Raw genomic sequence first — 17,419 nt, forward strand, 5'->3', positions numbered from 1 at the left:
CCTTCGGTGGATGTGGTCTGGAGCGGCCGAAGATAGGCCGCCTTCAGCCCACCGTCTTGGAAGAACCCGAAATGGTGTGGCCCACGAACTCGGTCGGCGTGACGCCGCACAACGCGCGGAACTCGTTGACCAGGTGCGGCTGGTCGTAGAAGCCGCCTTCCAGCGCCACCTCGGCCCAGGCTGGCGAGGGCTGCGTCCGCAATGCGCGCAGGCATGCGTGCATTCGCGCGAGCCGGCTCCAGGCCCTCGGCGAAAGGCCGACGTGTGCCCGAAAGAGCTGCTGCAGCCGCCGTTCGCCGACACCGACCGCAGCGGCCACCTCGCGCAGCGCGCGCCGCCCGCCCGAAGCGACGATGAGTTGTGCGGCATGCGTGGCGACAGCGCCGACTGCGATCGCGTCGCTGCGTTGCCGCTGTTGCAGCGCGGCCTGGAGCACCGCGACCCTGGCCGCGTCGCCCGGTGCATCGGCCATGCGCTCGAGCAGCGACGCCCCCTCGCCGCGCCACAGCGCATCGAGGTGCACCGCGCTGCCGCCGATCTCGCCGGCCGGCACGCCCAGCAGTGCCGCGGCGGCACCGGTTCTCAGGGTGACGGAAAGACCCTCGACCCTGCGGCGCATGCGCACCACCACCGGCGTGGCCGATGCACCGATGGCCTCCACCGCCCGGCCCGGCACGCCATTGGCCGACGGTGCATCGCCGAGGTTGAAGACCAGCCGCACCGCACCGTCGGGCACCACGCGCTCATCGGTCTCATGTCCTTCGGAAAAAGTCTCGCGGTACGCCAGGATGTGGGCGACGCTGCCACGCAGCGACGCGTGCACCGGGAACGCGCGCAGCGTGCCGGCGGGCACGCCCGATTCAGGCCCGTGCAACGGGTCGTCGTCGAGCCGGAGGAAGAGGCGTTCGCTCATGCGGCGATTGTGTGTAAAAACCCGAGGCGACGCGAGCGACGCACGGTCGCCGAAAATCGGCCGCTTCGCCCACCGGTCCACCGCATGCCCGCCGCGCACCCCGTCCTCTACTCGTTCCGCCGCTGCCCCTACGCGATGCGCGCCCGCCTCGCGCTGATGGTGAGCGAACAGGCCTGCGAGCTTCGCGAAGTGGCGCTGAAGAACAAGCCCGCCGAGATGCTTTCGGCATCGCCCAAGGGCACGGTGCCGGTGCTGCTGGCAGAGGACGGCTCGGTGATCGAACAAAGCCTGGACGTGATGCTGTGGGCGCTGCAGCGCAACGACCCGCAGCGCTGGCTGCAGCCCGCCAGCGGCACGCTGCAGGACATGCTGGCGCTGGTCGCCGAATGCGATGGCGAATTCAAGCGGCAGCTCGACCGCTACAAGTACCCCGACCGCCACGCCGAGGGCGGCGAGCTGGCGCGCGGGCGCGGCGCGCATTTTTTGTCTGGGCTGGAAGCGCGGCTGGGCGATTCGCCGCAGCTCGCCGGCGGCCATGCCACGCTGGCCGATGCGGCGCTCATGCCCTTCGTGCGCCAGTTCGCGATGGTCGACGCCGCATGGTTCGGTGCGCAGCCCTGGCCGCGCCTGCAGGCATGGCTGGCCGCATGGACCGGCTCGGCGCTGTTCGAGCGCGCCATGCACAAGTACGCACCCTGGAAGAGCGGCGAACCGGGTGTCGGTTTTCCTCCGCCGCCCTGACTGGCCCTGAGCCGCCCTGCCGAATTGCCTTACGGCGCCGCGGCCGCCAGCGAGGCCCGCTGTATGCACTCGATGAAGTGCTGCGCCGCAGGCGTCGTCGGCTGCCCGCGCCGGCGCACCACGCAGACGTTGAGCATCGGCAGGTGTTCCTCGACCTCGACGCGGCGGATCCCGTGCCGCTTGAAGGTGAGCTTGAGGAGCGGCTCGACGAACAGGCCGATCAGGTCCATGTTGCCCACCAGCGCCAGCGCCACGGTGACCGACTGGCCCTGGATGATGCGCGCGGGCGGTGGCAGCCCCAGCGGGGTGAACAGCGGAGCCACCGAATCGCGGCCGCGGTGGTCGTCCCCCGGCAGGATCCACTCGGCGTCGTAGAGGTCGAGGAGCGACCGGGCGCCGCGCAACGGGTGGCGGTTGCGCATGCCCACCACCAGTTGCACCGGGAACAGCTCGAGCGCCTCGAACTGCGGGTCGAGCGTGCCCGGCACCACGTGCGCCACCGCGAAGTCGAGGTAGCCGTCGCGCAGCCGCGCGAGCATCCAGGGCAGCACGGCCTCGCTGAACTGGACCTCGACCGCGGGCAGTCGCCTGTGGAAGTCCTTGAAGGCCGCGGGCAGCACGGTGAGCGCGAACGAGGCGCTCACCGCCAGCGACACCGAGCCGGTGGCGCCGTCGCGGATCTGCGCGATCTCGTCCCGGGCGCGCTGCATGTCGGCCAGCAGCAGCCGCGCGCGGGGCGAAGGCCTGGCCGAACTCGGTGAGGCGCACGCCCTTCACGCTGCGCTCCACCAGCGGCGCGCCCACCTCGCGCTCCAGTTCGCGCACGATCTTGGTCACCGCCGGCTGGGATATGCCCAGCACGCGCGCGGCGGCGCGGATGCTCATCTGCTCGACCACCGCCACGAAGGCGTGCAACTGGTTGGGTTTCATCGGCTGCTGCGCGGTGTCACAGGGTTTTTTCCATGACAACCAAAAGTTATCTTGCCGCCCCAATTATTGTCTTTTCATGACAGCATCGAGTCTCTAGCATCCGGCGCGGTCAGGCCGAACCCTCTTCCTGACAGACCCCTCGAAAAGCACAACTGGAAAGACATGAGCATTCCTAGCCACCCGCCCTCGCCGTCATCTTCCTCGCCAGCGCGGCGGCGCCAGACCATCGTTGCCACCACCATCGGCAATGGGCTGGAGTTCTTCGACTTCACCGTGTACGGCTTCCTGGCACTGGTGATCGGCAAGCTGTTCTTCCCGACCTTCAACTCGTACGGCCAGCTGCTGCTGACCGTGGCCAGCTTCGGCGTGGGCTTCATCATGCGTCCGCTGGGCGGCATCGTGATCGGCGCCTATGCCGACCGCGCGGGCCGCAAGAAGGCCATGACCCTCACCATCTTCCTGATGGCGCTGGGCTGCGCCATGATCGCCTTCACGCCCACCTATGCGGCCATCGGCGTGGCAGCCCCCATCGTGATCGTGCTGGCGCGGCTCATCCAGGGCTTCTCGGCCGGTGGCGAGGTGGGCGCATCGACCACGTTGCTGGTCGAGCACGCCACGCCGGCCAACCGCGGCTATATGGCGAGCTGGCAGTTCGCCAGCCAGGGCCTGGGCGTGCTGATGGGCGCGGTGGTGGTGGGCGTGCTCACGACCGCGCTGTCGCCCGAGGCGATGCAAAGTTGGGGCTGGCGCGTGCCCTTCGTCATCGGCATGCTGATCGCGCCGGTGGGCATGTACATCCGCCGCCACCTCGAGGAATCGCTGCACATCTCGCCGGCCGAAGCCGCCGCACCGCGCGAGAGCAGCCTGAAGATCGTCTGCACGCGGCACGGCAAGACGGTGCTGGCCGCCATTCTTTCGCTGGTGGGCGGCACCACGGCGGCCTACGTGGTGACCTTCTACATGCCGACCTACGCGGTGCGCGAACTCGGCTTCACGCCGTCGGTGGCGCTGTTCGGTGCGGCGCTCACCGGCCTCATCTCGTTCGCGTTCGCGCCCTTCGTCGGCACTCTGTCGGACAAGGTCGGCCGCAAGCCGCTCATCGTGTGGAGCCGCATCGCGTTGGCCGCGCTGATCTATCCGGGCTTCCTGTGGCTCAACGCCTCGCCCACGCCCACGGTGCTTTTCGTGGTGCTCGGCGTGTTCAGCGTGGGCCTGGTGGTGCAGACCGTGCCCGGCATCACGATGCTGCCGGAGATGTTCCCCAAACCCGTGCGCGCGAGCGGCATGTCGCTCGTGTACAGCGTGGGCGTGGCCCTGTTCGGCGGCTTCGCCCCCTTCATCAGCACCTGGCTGCTGAACGCCACCGGCAGCAAGCTGGCGCCCGCCTGGTACCTGGTGGCGATGACCGTGGTTTCGCTGCTCGGGCTGCTCTGGCTGCGCGACCACACCGGGCGCGACATCGATGCGGCCGGCGCGCACGCCGCGGCCTGACGCGCACCGACGACTTTTCCGTTCAACGAAAACACTGGAACCCCACACCATGCCAACGCAACGTTCCGCCGCCGCGCGGTATTTCTCGGGCACGTACGTCGAAGCCCGCGCCAAGTTCCTCGAGGCCGCCGCCCAGCGCGGCGCGGCCGTCGAGTCGTTCGTGCTCGACGCGCATCGCGGTGCGCTCGGCGAAGAACTCGCCACCGACGTGGCGCTGATCGGCGCGAAGGACGCGAAGAAGCTGCTGCTCGTCACCTCGGGCACGCACGGCCCCGAAGGCTTCTGCGGCTCGGGCACGCAGGTGGCCACCCTGAACGACGCCGACCTGCTCGCCCGGCTCGAGCAGGCGGGCGTAGCGCTGCTGCTGGTCCACGCGGTGAACCCGCACGGCTTCTCGCACCTGCACCGCACGAACGAGGACAACATCGACCTCAACCGCAACCACATCGACTTCAGCGCACCGCTGCCGGTGAACGCCGAGTACGCCGACGTCGAGCCCCTGGTGCTGCCGGCCTCCTGGCCGCCGACGCCCGCCGACGAGGCAGCCGTCGCCGCGTATGTCGAGAAGCACGGCATGCGCGCCTTCCGCGCGGCCGTGACCAAGGGCCAGTACACCTCGCCCGATGGCGTGTTCTACGGCGGCACTGCGCCGTCGTGGAGCAACGGCACGATCCGCGCGATCCTGCGCAAGTACGCGGCGTCGGCGACGCACATCGGCTGGATCGACGTGCACACCGGCCTGGGCCCCTACGGCCACGGCGAGAAGATCTACCCGGGCCGCAACACGCCCGAAGACCTCGCGCGGGCGCACGCCTGGTGGGGCGCCGACGTGTTCGCACCGTTCGCCGGCGACTCGGCCTCGGCCGACGTGTCGGGCCCGGTGATCTCGACCGCGTACGACGAATGCCCGAACGCGAAGATCGCGCCGATGGGTCTGGAGTTCGGCACGCTGCCCGACCTCGAGGTGCTCACGCGCCTGCGCGCCGACACCTGGCTGCGCCGCCATCCCGAGGCGCCCGATGCGCAGAAGCGCGAGATCCGCCAGCAATTGCGCGACGCGTTCTACTGCGACAACGACGAATGGAAGGGGATGATCCTCGGGCAGACCCGCGTCGTGCTGCTGCAGACCCTGCAGGGATTGAAGTCGAGCTGACCCCGGGCTTCGCGCGCTGCGTGCCGCTTCGCCAGCCCCCTTTCAGGGGGCGACACCTGCGGCGCGGCCAAGCCGGTTCCGTGGTGTCCTGCGAAGAACCTCCGGCAATCAGCCGAAGTTCGGCGCGCGCCTCTCGCGCAGCGAGGCCACGCCTTCGCGCACGTCGGCACCAGCAAAGCCCATGAATTCGAGCGCCAGCGAGGCGTCGAATGTGGGGCCGGCCTGGCGCAGCCAGTTGTTCAGTGCGTACTTGGTCAGCCGGATGGCGCTCTGGCTGCCGGCCGCAAGACGGTCGGCCACCTCGTAGGCGCGCGGCAGCAGCTCGGCCTCGTCCACCGCGAGCGACACCAGGCCGATGCGCTCGGCCTCCTCGCCGCTCACCGGCTCGCACAGCAGCAGGTGGTACTTGGCCTTGGCCATGCCGCACAGCAGCGGCCAGACGATGGCGGCGTGGTCGCCGGCGGCCACGCCCAGGCGCGTGTGACCGTCGACGATCTTCGCGTTCTTCGTGGCGATGGAGATGTCGGCCAGCAGGCCCGCCACCAGCCCCGCGCCCACCGCCGGGCCATGCATGGCGCTCACGATGGGCTTGTCGCAGTTGATGATGTTGTAGACGAGGTCGCGCGCCTCTTTCCAGACGCGCTGGCGCACCGCGTCGTCGGTGGTCATGTCCTGCACCATGGCCAGGTCGCCGCCGCCCGAGAAGCCCATGCCCTCGCCCCGCAGCACCGCGCAGCGCACGGTGTCGTCGGCCGACACGTCGCGCCAGATCTCCGCGAGCTCCCTGTGGCCGTCGTGGCCTGCGGTGGGCAGCTTGCCGTTGGTCGCGCGCATCCGGATGTCGAGCACCGCGCCGTTCGCACCGCGGCGCTCGATGGCAAGGGTCTGGTAGCGGGCGGCGTAGTCCATGGCGGGTTGTGTCTTTCGGCTATTTCCTGGTGGCGACTTCGCGGCAGCGCTGCACGTTCGCATCGAAGCGCGAGGGAAGCCCCGGTTCGCATTCGTCGGATGGCGCCAGCCTGCACATGCCGACCACAGCGTAGTCCATCACGGCGGCCGTGCACATCGGGTAAGCCGCGAGGTCGGGGTTGGCCGTGACCTTGAAGCCCCAGCGCTCCGAGAACTGCACCGTGCGGACCATCGCGCCGTGGAAGAAGCTGCGGTCCTTCGCCGCGATGGCGGCCTCCATGCGCGGCAGCTCCTCGTTCAGGTAGCCGACGGCATCGAGCGGGAAGTCGGACGGTTTCTGCTGTGCACCGGCCTGCGATGCGGCAAGCACAAGAGGCAACGCGGCCAGGGTGCGCAGGACGCCGTTGAGCGCGGAACGAAGGGGCGTGCGGTGAAGATGCATGGCGACGGATTTTGCAACGTTTTGAAGCACTTTTGAATGCGCCGCGATGCGCGCACGCGACGCACCCCTGCAACGCGCCTACCTGCCCTTCTTCTGCTTGTCGAACTTTCGCCAGTACTGGAATTCGTCCTCGTGCACCTCGAGGTCGATCTCCGAGATGCGCAACTGCAGACGTTCCTGCACCTCGGCCACGGCCTTGTTGTAGACCAGCGGGCCGACCTCTTCGAGGAAGAAGCCGAGCAAGGCGCCCGCGGCGATGTTGCCGATCGGCTCTTCCATGTTCTCGCGGAAATAGCGCTCGATGGACGTGATCGCCTGCTGGCGCGCTTCCTTCGAAATCTCGATGGTCATGGGTTCCGGTGCCTCAGGAGTTCGGTCGGTCGATTGTGCCGGGCGCGGGCCCGGCGACGAAACTGCGCCCGGTCTCCGGGTGTGCCGTTCGCTACCATGCGCACCACACAACAACACCGGAGACAGACACATGAAGACCCGCACTGCCGCGCTCGCGGCCCTCGCGCTCGCCACCATCGCCGGCTGCACGAACATGACCCCGACCGTGCCGCAGCGGCAGCTGATGCTGGTCGCCAACGACGAGAAGCAGTCGTGGAACGACGCCGGCGGCGTGATGCTCGGCCCGATGGGCCGCGACACGGTGCAGGTGCTCGACATCGGTACCGACCCGCTCGCGCCCAAGGTGCTCGGCACGCTGCAACTGGACAACACCATCGCCGGCCCGCCGACCAACCTCGCGATCACGCCGGGCGAGACGCTGGCCCTGGTGGCCAATTCGCTCAACGTCATCGAGGAAAACGGCGTGCGCAAGCAGGTGCCCGACAACCGCCTGTTCGTGATCGACCTGACCACCACGCCGCCGAAGCTGCTCGACACGCTGCAGCTCGGCAAGCAGCCGTCGGGCCTGTCGATCAACCGTGCGGGCACGCTGGCACTGGTGGCCAACCGCGCCGACAACTCGGTGAGCGTGCTGCGCATCGCGGGCAAGAAGGTGACGCCGATCGACACCGTCGCCATGGGCGACTCGGTGGCGCACGTGCGCTTCACGCCCGACGGCAAACGCGCCCTGGCCGCGAAGTTTCCGAGCCACAAGATCGCGCTGCTCGACGTGAACGGCGAGAAGGTCAGCTACAACAAGGTCGACCTCGCGGCGGGCCTGTGGCCCTACAACGTCGACGTGACGCCCGACGGCAAGCTGGCGTTGACGGCTGACAACGGCAACTCGGGCGCGTCCGACGGGCAGGTCGACACCGTGAGCGTGATCGACATGGAAGCCGCGCCGCCGCGCGTGGTCGACAAGGTCGTGGTCGGCGACGGTCCCGAAGGCCTGGCGGTGAGCCCGACCGGCAGGCATGCGGTGGCCGTGATCCTGCGCGGCAGCAACTCGGCGAAGAACGCCTACTTCTACAACCGCGACGGTTCCGTGGTGCTGCTGAAGATCGACGGCAAGAAGGTCACGCGCGCCAACGAGGTGGTGGTGCGCGGCCTGCCGGAGGGCGCGGTATGGAGCGCCGACGGCAAGTACCTCTACGTAGGCAACTTCATCGACCAGGACATCTCGATCCTGCGGCTCGACGGCGACACGCTCGTGCCCACGGGCAAGTCGGTGCCGCTGCAGGGGCATCCCGCGGCAATGCGCGGGACAATGACGCACTGATCCACTTTCCCCCGAACGAAGAAGCCATGGCGCAACCCAAACGACAACTCCGCACGCTCGAGCGCGGCATCCTCTGCCTGGTGATCGGCGCCGCCGTGCTGCTGGGGCCGCGCTTCCTGCAGGGCACGCGCTGGTTCGAGATGGTCGCTGGCGCCTACCTGGTGGGCTGGTTCGCGCTGGTGCTGGGCGCGGTGCTGATTGTGGTCGAGCTGCTGAAGCTGGGCAGGAAGCGCCAGTAGAAAACGAAAAACCCGCCTCTCGGCGGGTTTCGTCGGACTGGCCGGCCCGCTCAGGCCTTCTTGCCGCGCAGCTTGCCGACCAGTTCCACCACAGCCAGCACCACCGCGCCGGCGACCAGGCCCACGCCGGCGTTCACGCCCATCGAGCCGAGCGTGCCGAACACGCCGCCCGTGGCCTTGGCCCAGTCTTCCACCGCATGGCCGACCGCCGGCACGCCGTGCACCAGGATGCCGCCGCCCACGAGGAACATGGCGGCGGTGCCGGCCACCGACAGCGCCTTCATGAGCCAGGGCGCCGCCCACAGGATGCCGCGGCCGAGAGCCTGCGATGCGGCGCTTGCGCGCTGGCTCAGGTACAGGCCCGCGTCGTCGAGCTTCACGATGCCGGCCACCAGGCCGTACACGCCGATGGTCATGATCAGTGCAATGCCGACCAGCACGCTCAGTTGCGTCAGAAAAGGCTGGCCCTGTACGGTGCCCAGCGTGATGGCGATGATTTCCGCCGAGAGGATGAAGTCGGTGCGCACCGCACCCTTGATCTTGTCCTTCTCCATCGCGACCACGTCGACCGAAGCATCGGCCACGGCCTTCTCGTGGCGCTCTGTGCCGGCGTCGTGTTCCTTCCTGTGCAGGAACTTGTGGGCGAGCTTCTCGAAGCCTTCGAAGCAGAGGAACGCGCCGCCCACCATGAGCAGGGGCGTCACTAGCCAGGGCAGCCACGTGCCGATGGCCAGCGCCGCGGGCACCAGGATGGCCTTGTTGATGAAGGAGCCCTTGCACACCGCCCAGACCACCGGGATCTCGCGTTCGGCCTTCACGCCGGTCACCTGCTGCGCATTGAGCGCGAGGTCGTCGCCCAGGACGCCGGCCGTTTTCTTGGCGGCCACTTTGGTGAGGATCGACACGTCGTCGAGAACGGTCGCGATATCGTCGAGCAGCAGGAGAAGGCTGGTGGCCATGGAAAAGGTGGGCTGAAAATGAAGCGGCGAGCTTAGCCGCAGCCGGCAGCCGCCCTTGCAATACCCGTACGCACGAGCCCCGAACGCGGCGAGCCGCGGCCGGAATGCAAACTTTCAGTCTCTCGAATCGGACCCCGGAGGGGCTAGAGGGCGCTCAGCGCCAGGGCCAGCACCGCGAACAGCGACGCGCCGAACAGGGCCAGTCCCACGCGGCGTCGACGGTGCGTGAGCATCCACAGCGCCACGCCCGACAGCGACAGGAAGATCAGGCTGCCGGCCAGCGTGTCGACCAGCAGGATCCAGGGCAGCGGCATGCCGCCGCCCTTGTGCATGTTGGTGAGCGTGGCGACGAAGCCGTTGTGGGTGGTGGCCACGCCGACCGAGCGGTTGCCGTGCCAGTACTCCGCCTGCACGATTTCGTTGGGACCGCCGAAATTGAACACCCAGTGCGCGGGCTGCGTGAGCGCCGGGGCGGTCTTGTCGCTCCTGTCGGCCCAGGCAACGGGCCTGGCCGCCTCGATGCGCGTGCTGTTGGGCGGCCCGCTCATGCGCAGCGCGCCCTGCAGCCACTGGCTCATGGCCTCGGGCGTCTCCGGCACGGGGTCGGGCAGCGCCAGCTGGGCGCGGGTGCGCTCCTGGGCCTGCGGCAGCTTCAGCACGTTGCGGTGGTTGAGCCAGATGCCGCTGAAACCGAACAGCAGCCCCAGCACCGCGCCCCACAGACCGAACCAGCCGTGGGTGCGGCGGATCCACTGCACCGCGGCCGTGCGGCGCTGGTGGGCGCGCACGCGCGCGGCGTGGTCGAGGGTGGTGCCTTCGGTGCTCATGCCGGGCTCAGATCACGTTGCGCTTGAGGCGGATCTCCTCGACGCGCACGGAGCCCATGGCGGTCGTCTTGGCGGTCTTCATCTCGCGCTTGAAGCCGGCGAGTTCGTGGAAGCGCAGCGCGCGGTCGTTGCGAATGGGCACCCACACCGTGACGGTGGTGCAGCCTTCTTCTTCCAGGCCTTCACGGGCGGCGTCCCAGAGGGCCACGCCAACACCCTTGTCCCAGTGCTCGGGCTTGACGTAGATGGCCCAGATCTCGCCGGTGGTGGGCGGGGTCTTGGGGTCGCGCGAGCGGTCGAAGCCCACGAAGCCGACGATTTCGCTGCCCAGCACGGCCACGCGAACCTGCGGTTCGCTGTACTCGATGGCTTCACGCCACTTGGCCTCGCGCGCGGCCGGGGCCACCACGGGCAGTTCTTCTTCGGGGAGGATGCCCTGGTAGGCGGCCTTGGCGGCCAGGGCATGGACTTCGGCGACGGCCTTGGCGTCGCGCAGGGTGGCGGGGCGAACTTCGTAATCTGACATGAATGCGGGGAAATCAATGGGACCTCGTATTGTCGCCGCACCGCTAAACTGCCCGCTGCATCCGTCGTAACAACAGGAGTAACCGACATGGCCAAGGGTCAGCAACGCAGCACCAAGGAAGCGAAGAAACCGAAGAAGGACACCTCGCCGCCCAAGCCCGTCAGTACCGGTGGCATCGAGCCGGTGCGCACGATCACGACGGCGGTCATTCCCCGCGGCAAGCTCAAGAACAAGTGACGAACGACGCGCCGGCACCGGTCCCGGCTCCGGCGGCCACCTCCGACACGCAGCCGGCAAAGCCGGCCAGGCAGGCCCAGCCGCGCAACCCGCTGCACGGGCTCACGCTGGAGGCCATCGTCACCGCGCTGGCCGACCACTACGGATGGGAGCAGCTGAGCGAACTCGTTCCCATCCGTTGTTTCGCGATCGACCCGAGCGTGGGCTCCAGCCTCAAGTTCCTGCGCAAGACGCCGTGGGCGCGCGAGAAGGTCGAAAGCCTGTATCTCTTCATGCTGCGCGAGCAACGCCGCGAGCAGCAGCAACCACAGGGCCGGCAGCCCCTCCCATGAAGGTCCGACTCGAGCCCTCGGGCCTCGACTTCGAGACCGATGCCGGCACCACCCTGCTGAAAGCCGCCGAGGCAGCCGGCATCGAACTGCCGAGTTCGTGCCGCAACGGCACCTGCCGCACCTGCATCTGCCTGCGGTTGTCCGGCGAGACCCGCCACACCATCGAATGGCCCGGCCTGAGCGCCGAGGAAAAAGCCGAAGGATGGATTCTGCCCTGCGTGGCGCAAGCGCTCGGCGATCTCTCCCTCGAGGCTCCGGGGGCGCGCTCGCTCTTCGACGACTAGGACCGCAGGGGCTGTGCCGAGGGCGCGGCCACCACCAGCCGGTCGCGCTGCGCCAGCGAAGGGAACAGCCTGAACCAGGCGAGCGCCACCAGCATCGTGCCCACGCCGCCCACCACCACCGAGCCGACCGGCCCGAGCAATGCGGCCGTGGCGCCCGACTCGAACTCGCCCAGCTGGTTGCTCGCGCCGATGAAGATCGAATTGACCGCACTCACCCGCCCGCGCATGGCATCGGGCGTCTCGAGCTGCACCAGCGTCTGGCGGATCACCACGTTGACCATGTCCGCGCCGCCCGAAACGGCCAATGCGATCAGCGACACGATGAAGCTCTTCGAAATGCCGAAGACCACCATGCACAGCCCGAAGAGCGCGATGGCCATCAGCAGCGTGCGGCCCACGTGGCGCTCCACCGGCCGCCGCGTGAGCGCGATCGACATCACCAGCGCGCCCACGGCAGGCGCGCCGCGCAGCAGCCCGAGCCCCCACGGGCCGGTGTGCAGGATGTCCTTGGCATAGATCGGCAGCAGCGCCACCGCGCCGCCGAGCAGCACGGCGAACAGGTCGAGCGAGACCGCACCGAGCACCGGCTTGCGCTTCCAGATGAAGTCGACGCCGGCGAACACCGTGCCCAGCGTGACAGGCTCGCGCGCGGCCGGCGTGTAGGCATAGCGCAGCCGCAGCACCAGGCCGCAGGCCAGGGCAAAGCAGGCCACGCTGGCGCCGTAGACCACCGCCATGCCTGCCACGAACAGGAGCCCCCCGAGCGCCGGCCCGCCGATGATCGCGCCCTGCATGCCGGCCGAGCTGAAGGCCATCGCGCGCGCCAGCATGGTCGGAGGCACCAGCAGCGGCGTGAGTGCCTGCTGTGCAGGCATCTGGAAGGCGCGCACCGCGCCCAGCACCAGCGACAGGCCCAGCAGCAGGCCGCGCGTGTCTTGCTTCTGCAGCACCGCCAGCAGCAGCACCAGCGCCACGAGGCCCTGCACGGCGAAGCACGCCGCCACGATGCGGCCGCGATGATGGCGGTCGACGATGTGCCCCGCCAGCAAGGCGAGCAGCAGCGCCGGCACGAACTGGTAGAGGCCGACGAGGCCGAGGTCCCAGGCGCTGCCGGTGAGGTCGTACATGTGCCATCCGATGGCCACCAGCAGCATCTGGGATGCGGCCGTGCCGAACAGGCGCGCCGTCCACATCTGCATGAACGGGCGCTCTCGCGTCAGGTCGGAAAAGCTGGGAGGAGAAGCGGAAACGGTAGCGGGAGAAGCCGCGGAAGGGGATACGGGAGCGGGGCCGGACATTCGCTCGAGGATATCCGAGGCTGCATGAGCGGGCCGTGAGCAGGTCATGCGCGCCCGAACAGCGCCCCTGGTCGCGCTCTCTAAACTCTGCGCATCCATGACCGCCCTGCCCGAGCTGCAACCTGTTCACGACGACCCGTACCTGCTGGTGCTCGACAAGCCCGCCGGCCTGCTCTGCGTGCCCGGCCGCGGCGACGACAAGCAGGACTGCCTGAGCGCACGCGCGCAACGGCAATGGCCCGACGCGCTGATCGTGCACCGCCTCGACATGGGCACCAGCGGCCTGGTGGTGATGGCGCGCGACATTGCGATGCAGCGCGCGCTCAGCGCGGCGTTCGCCGAGCGGCGGGTGCACAAGCGCTACGAAGCCGTGGTCGACGGCGCGATGCCGCTGCGCGACGAATGGTCGGTGATCGACGCGCCGCTCATGCCCGACTGGCCCCGCCGCCCGCTGCAGAAGATCGATGCCGAGGGCAAGCCCAGCGTCACGCGATGGAAGGCGATGTCACTGCGGCCCGGCGAACCTGCGGCCACGCACGTGCTGCTCGAGCCGCTGACCGGCCGCTCGCATCAGCTGCGCGTGCACCTGCTGTCGATCGGCCATCCGATCCTCGGCGACGCGCTGTACGGCGACGAGGCATTGCAGGCGCGTGCACCGCGCCTGTTGCTTCATGCGAGCGAGTTGGGCTTCGTGCATCCAGTGACGCAGGAGGCGCTCTTCTTCCGGCGGCCAGCCGACTTCGCGCCGGACTGATCCCTCGCCCGGACGGCGTTCAGCCGGTCAGTTGAAGCCGCCCTTGACCACCAGCACGGGCATGTTCGCGTCCTGCAGCACGCGCTGCGTGACGCTGCCGAGCAGCAGCTTCTCGATGCCGCTGCGGCCATGCGAACCCATGACGATCAGGTCCGCCGCGATGGCGATGGCCGTGTCGACGATGCCTTCGTGCACCACATGGCCGTCGATCACGCGCTGGTCGCTGTGCAGGCCCTCGGCCGCCAGCGCGGCCACGCCGCGTGCAAGCGCCGCGTTGGCACTCGCCGTGGCGGCGGCAAGGTATTCGTTCTGGCCGAGCGCGTAGTCCGCGCCCACGCCGATGAAGGGGTAGTTGTCGATCACGTGGATCAACGTGATGCGGCTGCCGAAAGCCAGCGCGAGGCCGCTGGCCTTGCTGACGGCGAGCATGGAAGTTTCGGAGCCGTCGATCGGAACCAGGATGTGATTGAACATGGCGGGACCTCGCTTTCGTTCGCAGACAGACACGGACCGGTGTGGAGTCGCACATCGAACCGGGCCTCGAATTTAACCGCTGTTGCGCAGCCGGACTGTAGGACTCGGGCCAGCCACCGCGTGCCGCTTGCACGCGCGTGCGGCTGGCCGATCTGGCGGGGGTTCAGTCCCCCTGGAAACCCTCGGCCCGGCAGGTGATCACGAGCGTGTCGCGCCAGCCTTCGCCGCCTTCCTCGAGCGGCTGGATCGGCGTGGATTCGTGGATGACGCGTGCATCGTCGAGCACCAGCAGGCTCCAGGGCTCGGTCATGGTGAAGCGTTCGCCGCGGCGGCCGTTGGCTTCGAACACGCGCGTCTCGCCGCCCTTGATACCGTGGCGGCCGAGCAGCGCCACCGCCACCAGGTCGACGCCGTCGCGGTGCGCACCTTCGGGTGTGGGGCGGCCGATGCCGCCGGCGGTGTCGATGCGGAACTGGTGCGCTTCCACGTACCAGCGCTGCGGCGCTCCGCGCATCTCGCTGCTGGCCTTGCCCAGTTTCTGCAGCAGGCGTTGCCATGCCGGCCTTGCCACCGTGGCGTCGAGCATCGGCGCGAACCAGCGCTGCATGCCACCGTGCAGCGCGTTGTATTCGACCGGCTGCCAGTGCGCGCGGTGCGGCACCTGCTGCAGCGTGGCCTGCTCGTCCGGCTCGACGGTGAAGCAGGCGTGGCGCCGCGTGCGGTAGCGGCCGCCGTCTTTCAGGTATTCGTCGGGCGGGAGATCGTTCCAGTCCGCGTGCAGCGCATCCAGCTCCGCGAGCGGCACGCCGAGCCACTCGGAAACGCCCTGCGGGCTCAATACCGCATAGCCCTGGTCGCGCAATGCGGCGGTGAGTTCCGCGGGAGCCGTGAAGGGAGGAGTGAAGGCGGCCGTGGTCACTGGGCGCTGACCTTCACGTCCTTCCAGAACGCGACGCGGTCGCGGATCTCTTCGGCTTCGGGCTTGGGGTCGGCGTAGTACCAGGCGGCGTCGGTGTTGAGCTCGCCATTGACCAGCAGCGAGTAATAGCTCGCGGTGCCCTTCCAGGGGCAGGTGGTCTTGTGATTGCTGAACGTGACGTAGTCGCGGTTGAGCGCGCTCATCGGGAAATAGTGGTTGCCTTCGACGAGCACGGTGTCGTCGCTTTCGGCGATGGTGACGCCGTTCCAGGTTGCTTTCATGTCTTGGTCTCCAGGGGGAGGGTTGCGGGCGCGGGTATTTGCGCTGCCGCGGGGGGCGTGGGTATTGTGCCGCTGGTTGTCGGTACGGCTTTTTGTGTTGTCTTAGCTGCCCTTTTGGGGGGTGGTTCTTTGGGTCGGGTTTCGGTTTTTTGAATTGAGGACTGGGGCCGGGTCTCGGCCCGGCGGCCGACCTACTTTTCTTTGCTTCGCCAAAGAAAAGTAGGCAAAAGAAAGGCGACCCTGCTGTCTGCGTCCCTCCGCTTCGCTACGGGCAACCTGCGGTGCTCGACGCAGGAGGGGGTCCGCAGAACTCGCTCCACTGCGTTGCGCTCAAACAGCTGCGGCCCTCATCCCTCCTGCGTCTGCGCTCCTCGGCACAGCCAGAAGGGGTTGGAAACCAAACAGGCCATCGCTGCGCTCGGCCTTTTCAACAGCCCAGACTGGCCTTCGCTTTGCTCGGCGGAGATTGCAATGGCAATGGCAGTGGCAGTGGCAGTGGCAGTGGCAGTGGCAGTGGCAGTGGCAGTGGCAGTGGCAGTGGCAGTGGCAGTGGCAGCAGTAGCAGTAGCAGTAGCAGTAGCAGTAGCAGTAGCAGTAGCAGTAGCAGTAGCAGTAGCAGTAGCAGTAGCAGTAGCAGTAGCAGTAGCAGTAGCAGTAGCAGCGTATCGAGTCCGCGCATGAGCAAACCCGAGGCCTTGGCCCAAGCACTGCAGGCGCACAGCGCTTGCAGTGACCCCGGGCCGAGCGAAGCAATGGCCCGTGTGGTTCCCGCTCCCACCCCCTCTGGCTGCGCCGAGGAGCGCAGCGTTTCGCGGATCAGGGCCGCAGCTGTTTGAGCGAAGCGAGTTCTGCGGACCCCGCGAAACGCGAGCACCGCAGGTTGCCCGTAGCGAAGCGGAGGGTCGCAGACAGTGGGGTCGCCTTTTCTTTGCCTACTTTCTTTTGGCGAAGCAAAAGAAAGCAGGTCGGCCGCCGGGCCGAGACCCGGCCCCGGAAAACAAAAAAACTAAGCCAACAACCAATGCACGCTGAACAGCCGCTCAGGATCAGTCCAGACAGCCCCCGGCCGAAACCCCGCCCGCACAGCCAGCGCACGAAGCCCTTCCACGGTGAACTTGTGCGAGTACTCCGTGTGAATGGTCTCCCCTTCCTCAAACCCGAACGTCTCGCCATTCAGCGAAACGACCTGTGCCCGCCGGCTCACGAGGTGCATCTCGATCCTCCGCCGTGGCGCGTTGTAGAACGCGGCATGCGAGAACCCGTCGAGGTCGAAGTCGGCGTCCAGCTCGGCATTGGCTCGACGCAGGAGGTTGAGGTTGAATTCGCCAGTCACGCCTTGCGCGTCGTTGTAGGCCGCATGCAAGCGCGCCGGATCCTTCACCAGGTCCACACCGATCAGCAGCCCGCCTCCACGCAGCATCCGCGCAGCCAGCTGAAGAAACGCCAACGCCTCGTCGGGTTCGAAATTGCCGATCGTCGAACCCGGAAAGAATCCGACGCGGCGCCCTGCCCCAGCCATCGGCGCAGGCAGCACCAGCGGCATGGTGTAGTCCGCGGCAATGGGCTGAACGGCGAGCGCCGGGTAATCCGTGCGCAAGCGCTGCGCAGCCGCTTCGAGGTGCTCTCCGGAAATGTCGATCGGCAGATAGCGCTTCGGCGACTCGAGCGCGTCCAGCAGCAGCCGGACCTTCGTCAGCGACCCTGCCCCGAACTCCACGATCTCCGCGTTCGGACCGATCTGCCCGGCAATCTCCCCGGCGCACTCGCCAAGGATCTTCAGCTCGATGCGCGTCGGGTAGTACTCCGGCAACTCGCAGATGCGGTCGAACAGCTGCGACCCTGCCGCGTCGTAGAAGAACTTCGGCGAGATGCTGCGCGGCGAACGCGCGAGTCCCTCCTGCATCTCGCGCCCGAACTCCGAGCGCGGCGCAGCGGCATCGACGGCCCGCTCGGACGACGGCGAATCCGACGACACGCTCGGCTTCTGGCGGCCCTTTGCAGGCACGAACGACAGCGAGGAAGAAGAGGTTGGATTGCGCAT

The 17,419-nt window shown here is 68.2% G+C and carries 22 protein-coding genes and 1 pseudogene; 9 read left to right on the forward strand and 14 right to left on the reverse strand.

Going from position 1 to position 17,419, the window contains the following annotated elements; all coding sequences use genetic code 11:
* Positions 1 to 43 precede the first annotated feature (43 nt).
* Positions 44 to 913, reverse strand: coding sequence for a helix-turn-helix domain-containing protein (locus tag AACL56_RS20880; protein WP_339092913.1), 870 nt, complete (start codon positions 911 to 913; stop codon positions 44 to 46).
* An 84-nt stretch (positions 914 to 997) separates the two neighbouring features.
* Here AACL56_RS20880 and AACL56_RS20885 point away from each other — a divergent pair, with 84 nt between their 5' ends.
* Positions 998 to 1,654 (forward strand): glutathione S-transferase, encoded by a 657-nt coding sequence (locus AACL56_RS20885; protein ID WP_339092914.1) that lies wholly within the window; start codon positions 998 to 1,000, stop codon positions 1,652 to 1,654.
* Positions 1,655 to 1,683: 29 nt separating this feature from the next.
* Here AACL56_RS20885 and AACL56_RS20890 read toward each other — a convergent pair whose 3' ends face one another.
* Both AACL56_RS20890 and AACL56_RS20895 read right to left on the reverse strand, forming a co-directional pair.
* Complete coding sequence (locus AACL56_RS20890) at positions 1,684 to 2,364, reverse strand: LysR substrate-binding domain-containing protein (RefSeq protein WP_339091713.1); 681 nt, start codon at positions 2,362 to 2,364, stop codon at positions 1,684 to 1,686.
* A gap of 94 nt (positions 2,365 to 2,458) precedes the next feature.
* Positions 2,459 to 2,584, reverse strand: a pseudogene (locus AACL56_RS20895) (helix-turn-helix domain-containing protein); the annotation flags it as partial.
* Between the two features lie 162 nt (positions 2,585 to 2,746).
* Between AACL56_RS20895 and AACL56_RS20900 the strand changes: the two are divergent.
* Complete coding sequence (locus tag AACL56_RS20900; protein WP_339091714.1) at positions 2,747 to 4,075, forward strand: MFS transporter; 1,329 nt, start codon at positions 2,747 to 2,749, stop codon at positions 4,073 to 4,075.
* A 49-nt stretch (positions 4,076 to 4,124) separates the two neighbouring features.
* Positions 4,125 to 5,228, forward strand: coding sequence for a M14 family metallopeptidase (locus AACL56_RS20905; protein ID WP_339091715.1), 1,104 nt, complete (start codon positions 4,125 to 4,127; stop codon positions 5,226 to 5,228).
* Positions 5,229 to 5,336: 108 nt separating this feature from the next.
* Here the strand turns inward: AACL56_RS20905 and AACL56_RS20910 are convergent, their stop codons facing one another.
* The 3 genes from AACL56_RS20910 to AACL56_RS20920 all read right to left on the reverse strand — a co-directional run bounded on the left by AACL56_RS20910 (position 5,337) and on the right by AACL56_RS20920 (position 6,930).
* Positions 5,337 to 6,137: an enoyl-CoA hydratase/isomerase family protein gene (locus AACL56_RS20910; protein ID WP_339091716.1), complete on the reverse strand. Its 801-nt coding sequence runs from the start codon at positions 6,135 to 6,137 to the stop codon at positions 5,337 to 5,339.
* 19 nt (positions 6,138 to 6,156) lie between these two features.
* Positions 6,157 to 6,579, reverse strand: a complete 423-nt coding sequence (locus AACL56_RS20915) for a hypothetical protein (RefSeq protein WP_339091717.1) — start codon at positions 6,577 to 6,579, stop codon at positions 6,157 to 6,159.
* Positions 6,580 to 6,657: 78 nt separating this feature from the next.
* A complete protein-coding gene (locus AACL56_RS20920) occupies positions 6,658 to 6,930 on the reverse strand; it encodes a DUF2164 domain-containing protein (RefSeq protein WP_339091718.1) in 273 nt (90 codons plus the stop codon).
* A 130-nt stretch (positions 6,931 to 7,060) separates the two neighbouring features.
* Between AACL56_RS20920 and AACL56_RS20925 the strand changes: the two genes are divergently transcribed.
* Together AACL56_RS20925 and AACL56_RS20930 are read left to right on the forward strand one after the other, a co-directional pair.
* Positions 7,061 to 8,248 carry a lactonase family protein gene (locus tag AACL56_RS20925; RefSeq protein ID WP_339091719.1) on the forward strand — a complete coding sequence of 396 codons (1,188 nt, stop codon included), beginning with the start codon at positions 7,061 to 7,063 and terminating at the stop codon, positions 8,246 to 8,248.
* 26 nt (positions 8,249 to 8,274) lie between these two features.
* Complete coding sequence (locus AACL56_RS20930) at positions 8,275 to 8,487, forward strand: hypothetical protein (protein ID WP_339091720.1); 213 nt, start codon at positions 8,275 to 8,277, stop codon at positions 8,485 to 8,487.
* Positions 8,488 to 8,537: 50 nt separating this feature from the next.
* Here the strand turns inward: AACL56_RS20930 and AACL56_RS20935 are convergent, their stop codons facing one another.
* The 3 genes from AACL56_RS20935 to AACL56_RS20945 all read right to left on the reverse strand — a co-directional run bounded on the left by AACL56_RS20935 (position 8,538) and on the right by AACL56_RS20945 (position 10,799).
* Positions 8,538 to 9,446: a DUF808 domain-containing protein gene (locus AACL56_RS20935; protein ID WP_339091721.1), complete on the reverse strand. Its 909-nt coding sequence runs from the start codon at positions 9,444 to 9,446 to the stop codon at positions 8,538 to 8,540.
* Between the two features lie 143 nt (positions 9,447 to 9,589).
* Positions 9,590 to 10,273 carry a PepSY-associated TM helix domain-containing protein gene (locus AACL56_RS20940; RefSeq protein ID WP_339091722.1) on the reverse strand — a complete coding sequence of 228 codons (684 nt, stop codon included), beginning with the start codon at positions 10,271 to 10,273 and terminating at the stop codon, positions 9,590 to 9,592.
* A gap of 7 nt (positions 10,274 to 10,280) precedes the next feature.
* The gene (locus tag AACL56_RS20945; RefSeq protein WP_339091723.1) at positions 10,281 to 10,799 is read right to left on the reverse strand and encodes a GNAT family N-acetyltransferase; all 519 of its coding nucleotides are present in this window, start codon (positions 10,797 to 10,799) and stop codon (positions 10,281 to 10,283) included.
* 87 nt (positions 10,800 to 10,886) lie between these two features.
* On the opposite strand from AACL56_RS20945, the gene AACL56_RS20950 reads away from it, so the two are divergent.
* Genes AACL56_RS20950 through AACL56_RS20960 form a run of 3 tightly spaced genes read left to right on the forward strand, consistent with a single transcriptional unit; the run spans position 10,887 to position 11,652 of the window.
* Positions 10,887 to 11,036 (forward strand): hypothetical protein, encoded by a 150-nt coding sequence (locus AACL56_RS20950; RefSeq protein WP_339091724.1) that lies wholly within the window; start codon positions 10,887 to 10,889, stop codon positions 11,034 to 11,036.
* Positions 11,033 to 11,368 carry a VF530 family protein gene (locus AACL56_RS20955; RefSeq protein ID WP_339091725.1) on the forward strand — a complete coding sequence of 112 codons (336 nt, stop codon included), beginning with the start codon at positions 11,033 to 11,035 and terminating at the stop codon, positions 11,366 to 11,368. Before AACL56_RS20950 ends, AACL56_RS20955 begins: the two co-directional genes overlap by 4 nt.
* Positions 11,365 to 11,652: a 2Fe-2S iron-sulfur cluster-binding protein gene (locus AACL56_RS20960; RefSeq protein ID WP_339091726.1), complete on the forward strand. Its 288-nt coding sequence runs from the start codon at positions 11,365 to 11,367 to the stop codon at positions 11,650 to 11,652. The genes AACL56_RS20955 and AACL56_RS20960 overlap by 4 nt, the downstream gene beginning before the upstream one ends.
* Here AACL56_RS20960 and AACL56_RS20965 read toward each other — a convergent pair.
* Entirely contained in the window at positions 11,649 to 12,851 is a 1,203-nt protein-coding gene (locus tag AACL56_RS20965; RefSeq protein WP_425337036.1) for an MFS transporter, read from the reverse strand. The genes AACL56_RS20960 and AACL56_RS20965 overlap by 4 nt on opposite strands.
* Before the next feature lie 196 nt (positions 12,852 to 13,047).
* Between AACL56_RS20965 and AACL56_RS20970 the strand changes: the two genes are divergently transcribed.
* Entirely contained in the window at positions 13,048 to 13,704 is a 657-nt protein-coding gene (locus AACL56_RS20970; protein ID WP_339091728.1) for an RluA family pseudouridine synthase, read from the forward strand.
* A gap of 27 nt (positions 13,705 to 13,731) precedes the next feature.
* On the opposite strand, the gene AACL56_RS20975 is transcribed toward AACL56_RS20970, so the two are convergent.
* The 4 genes from AACL56_RS20975 to egtD form a co-directional block, all read right to left on the reverse strand.
* Positions 13,732 to 14,178 (reverse strand): universal stress protein, encoded by a 447-nt coding sequence (locus AACL56_RS20975; protein ID WP_093128323.1) that lies wholly within the window; start codon positions 14,176 to 14,178, stop codon positions 13,732 to 13,734.
* A 163-nt stretch (positions 14,179 to 14,341) separates the two neighbouring features.
* Positions 14,342 to 15,097 carry a 2OG-Fe dioxygenase family protein gene (locus AACL56_RS20980; protein WP_339091729.1) on the reverse strand — a complete coding sequence of 252 codons (756 nt, stop codon included), beginning with the start codon at positions 15,095 to 15,097 and terminating at the stop codon, positions 14,342 to 14,344.
* Complete coding sequence (locus AACL56_RS20985; protein ID WP_339091730.1) at positions 15,094 to 15,378, reverse strand: DUF427 domain-containing protein; 285 nt, start codon at positions 15,376 to 15,378, stop codon at positions 15,094 to 15,096. The genes AACL56_RS20980 and AACL56_RS20985 overlap by 4 nt, the downstream gene beginning before the upstream one ends.
* A gap of 1,006 nt (positions 15,379 to 16,384) precedes the next feature.
* Positions 16,385 to 17,281, reverse strand: a complete 897-nt coding sequence (gene egtD / locus AACL56_RS20990) for an L-histidine N(alpha)-methyltransferase (protein WP_425337073.1) — start codon at positions 17,279 to 17,281, stop codon at positions 16,385 to 16,387.
* Positions 17,282 to 17,419: the final 138 nt, after the last annotated feature.

It is taken from the genome of Variovorax paradoxus (assembly GCF_902712855.1).
Taxonomy (GTDB): domain Bacteria; phylum Pseudomonadota; class Gammaproteobacteria; order Burkholderiales; family Burkholderiaceae_C; genus Variovorax; species Variovorax paradoxus_Q.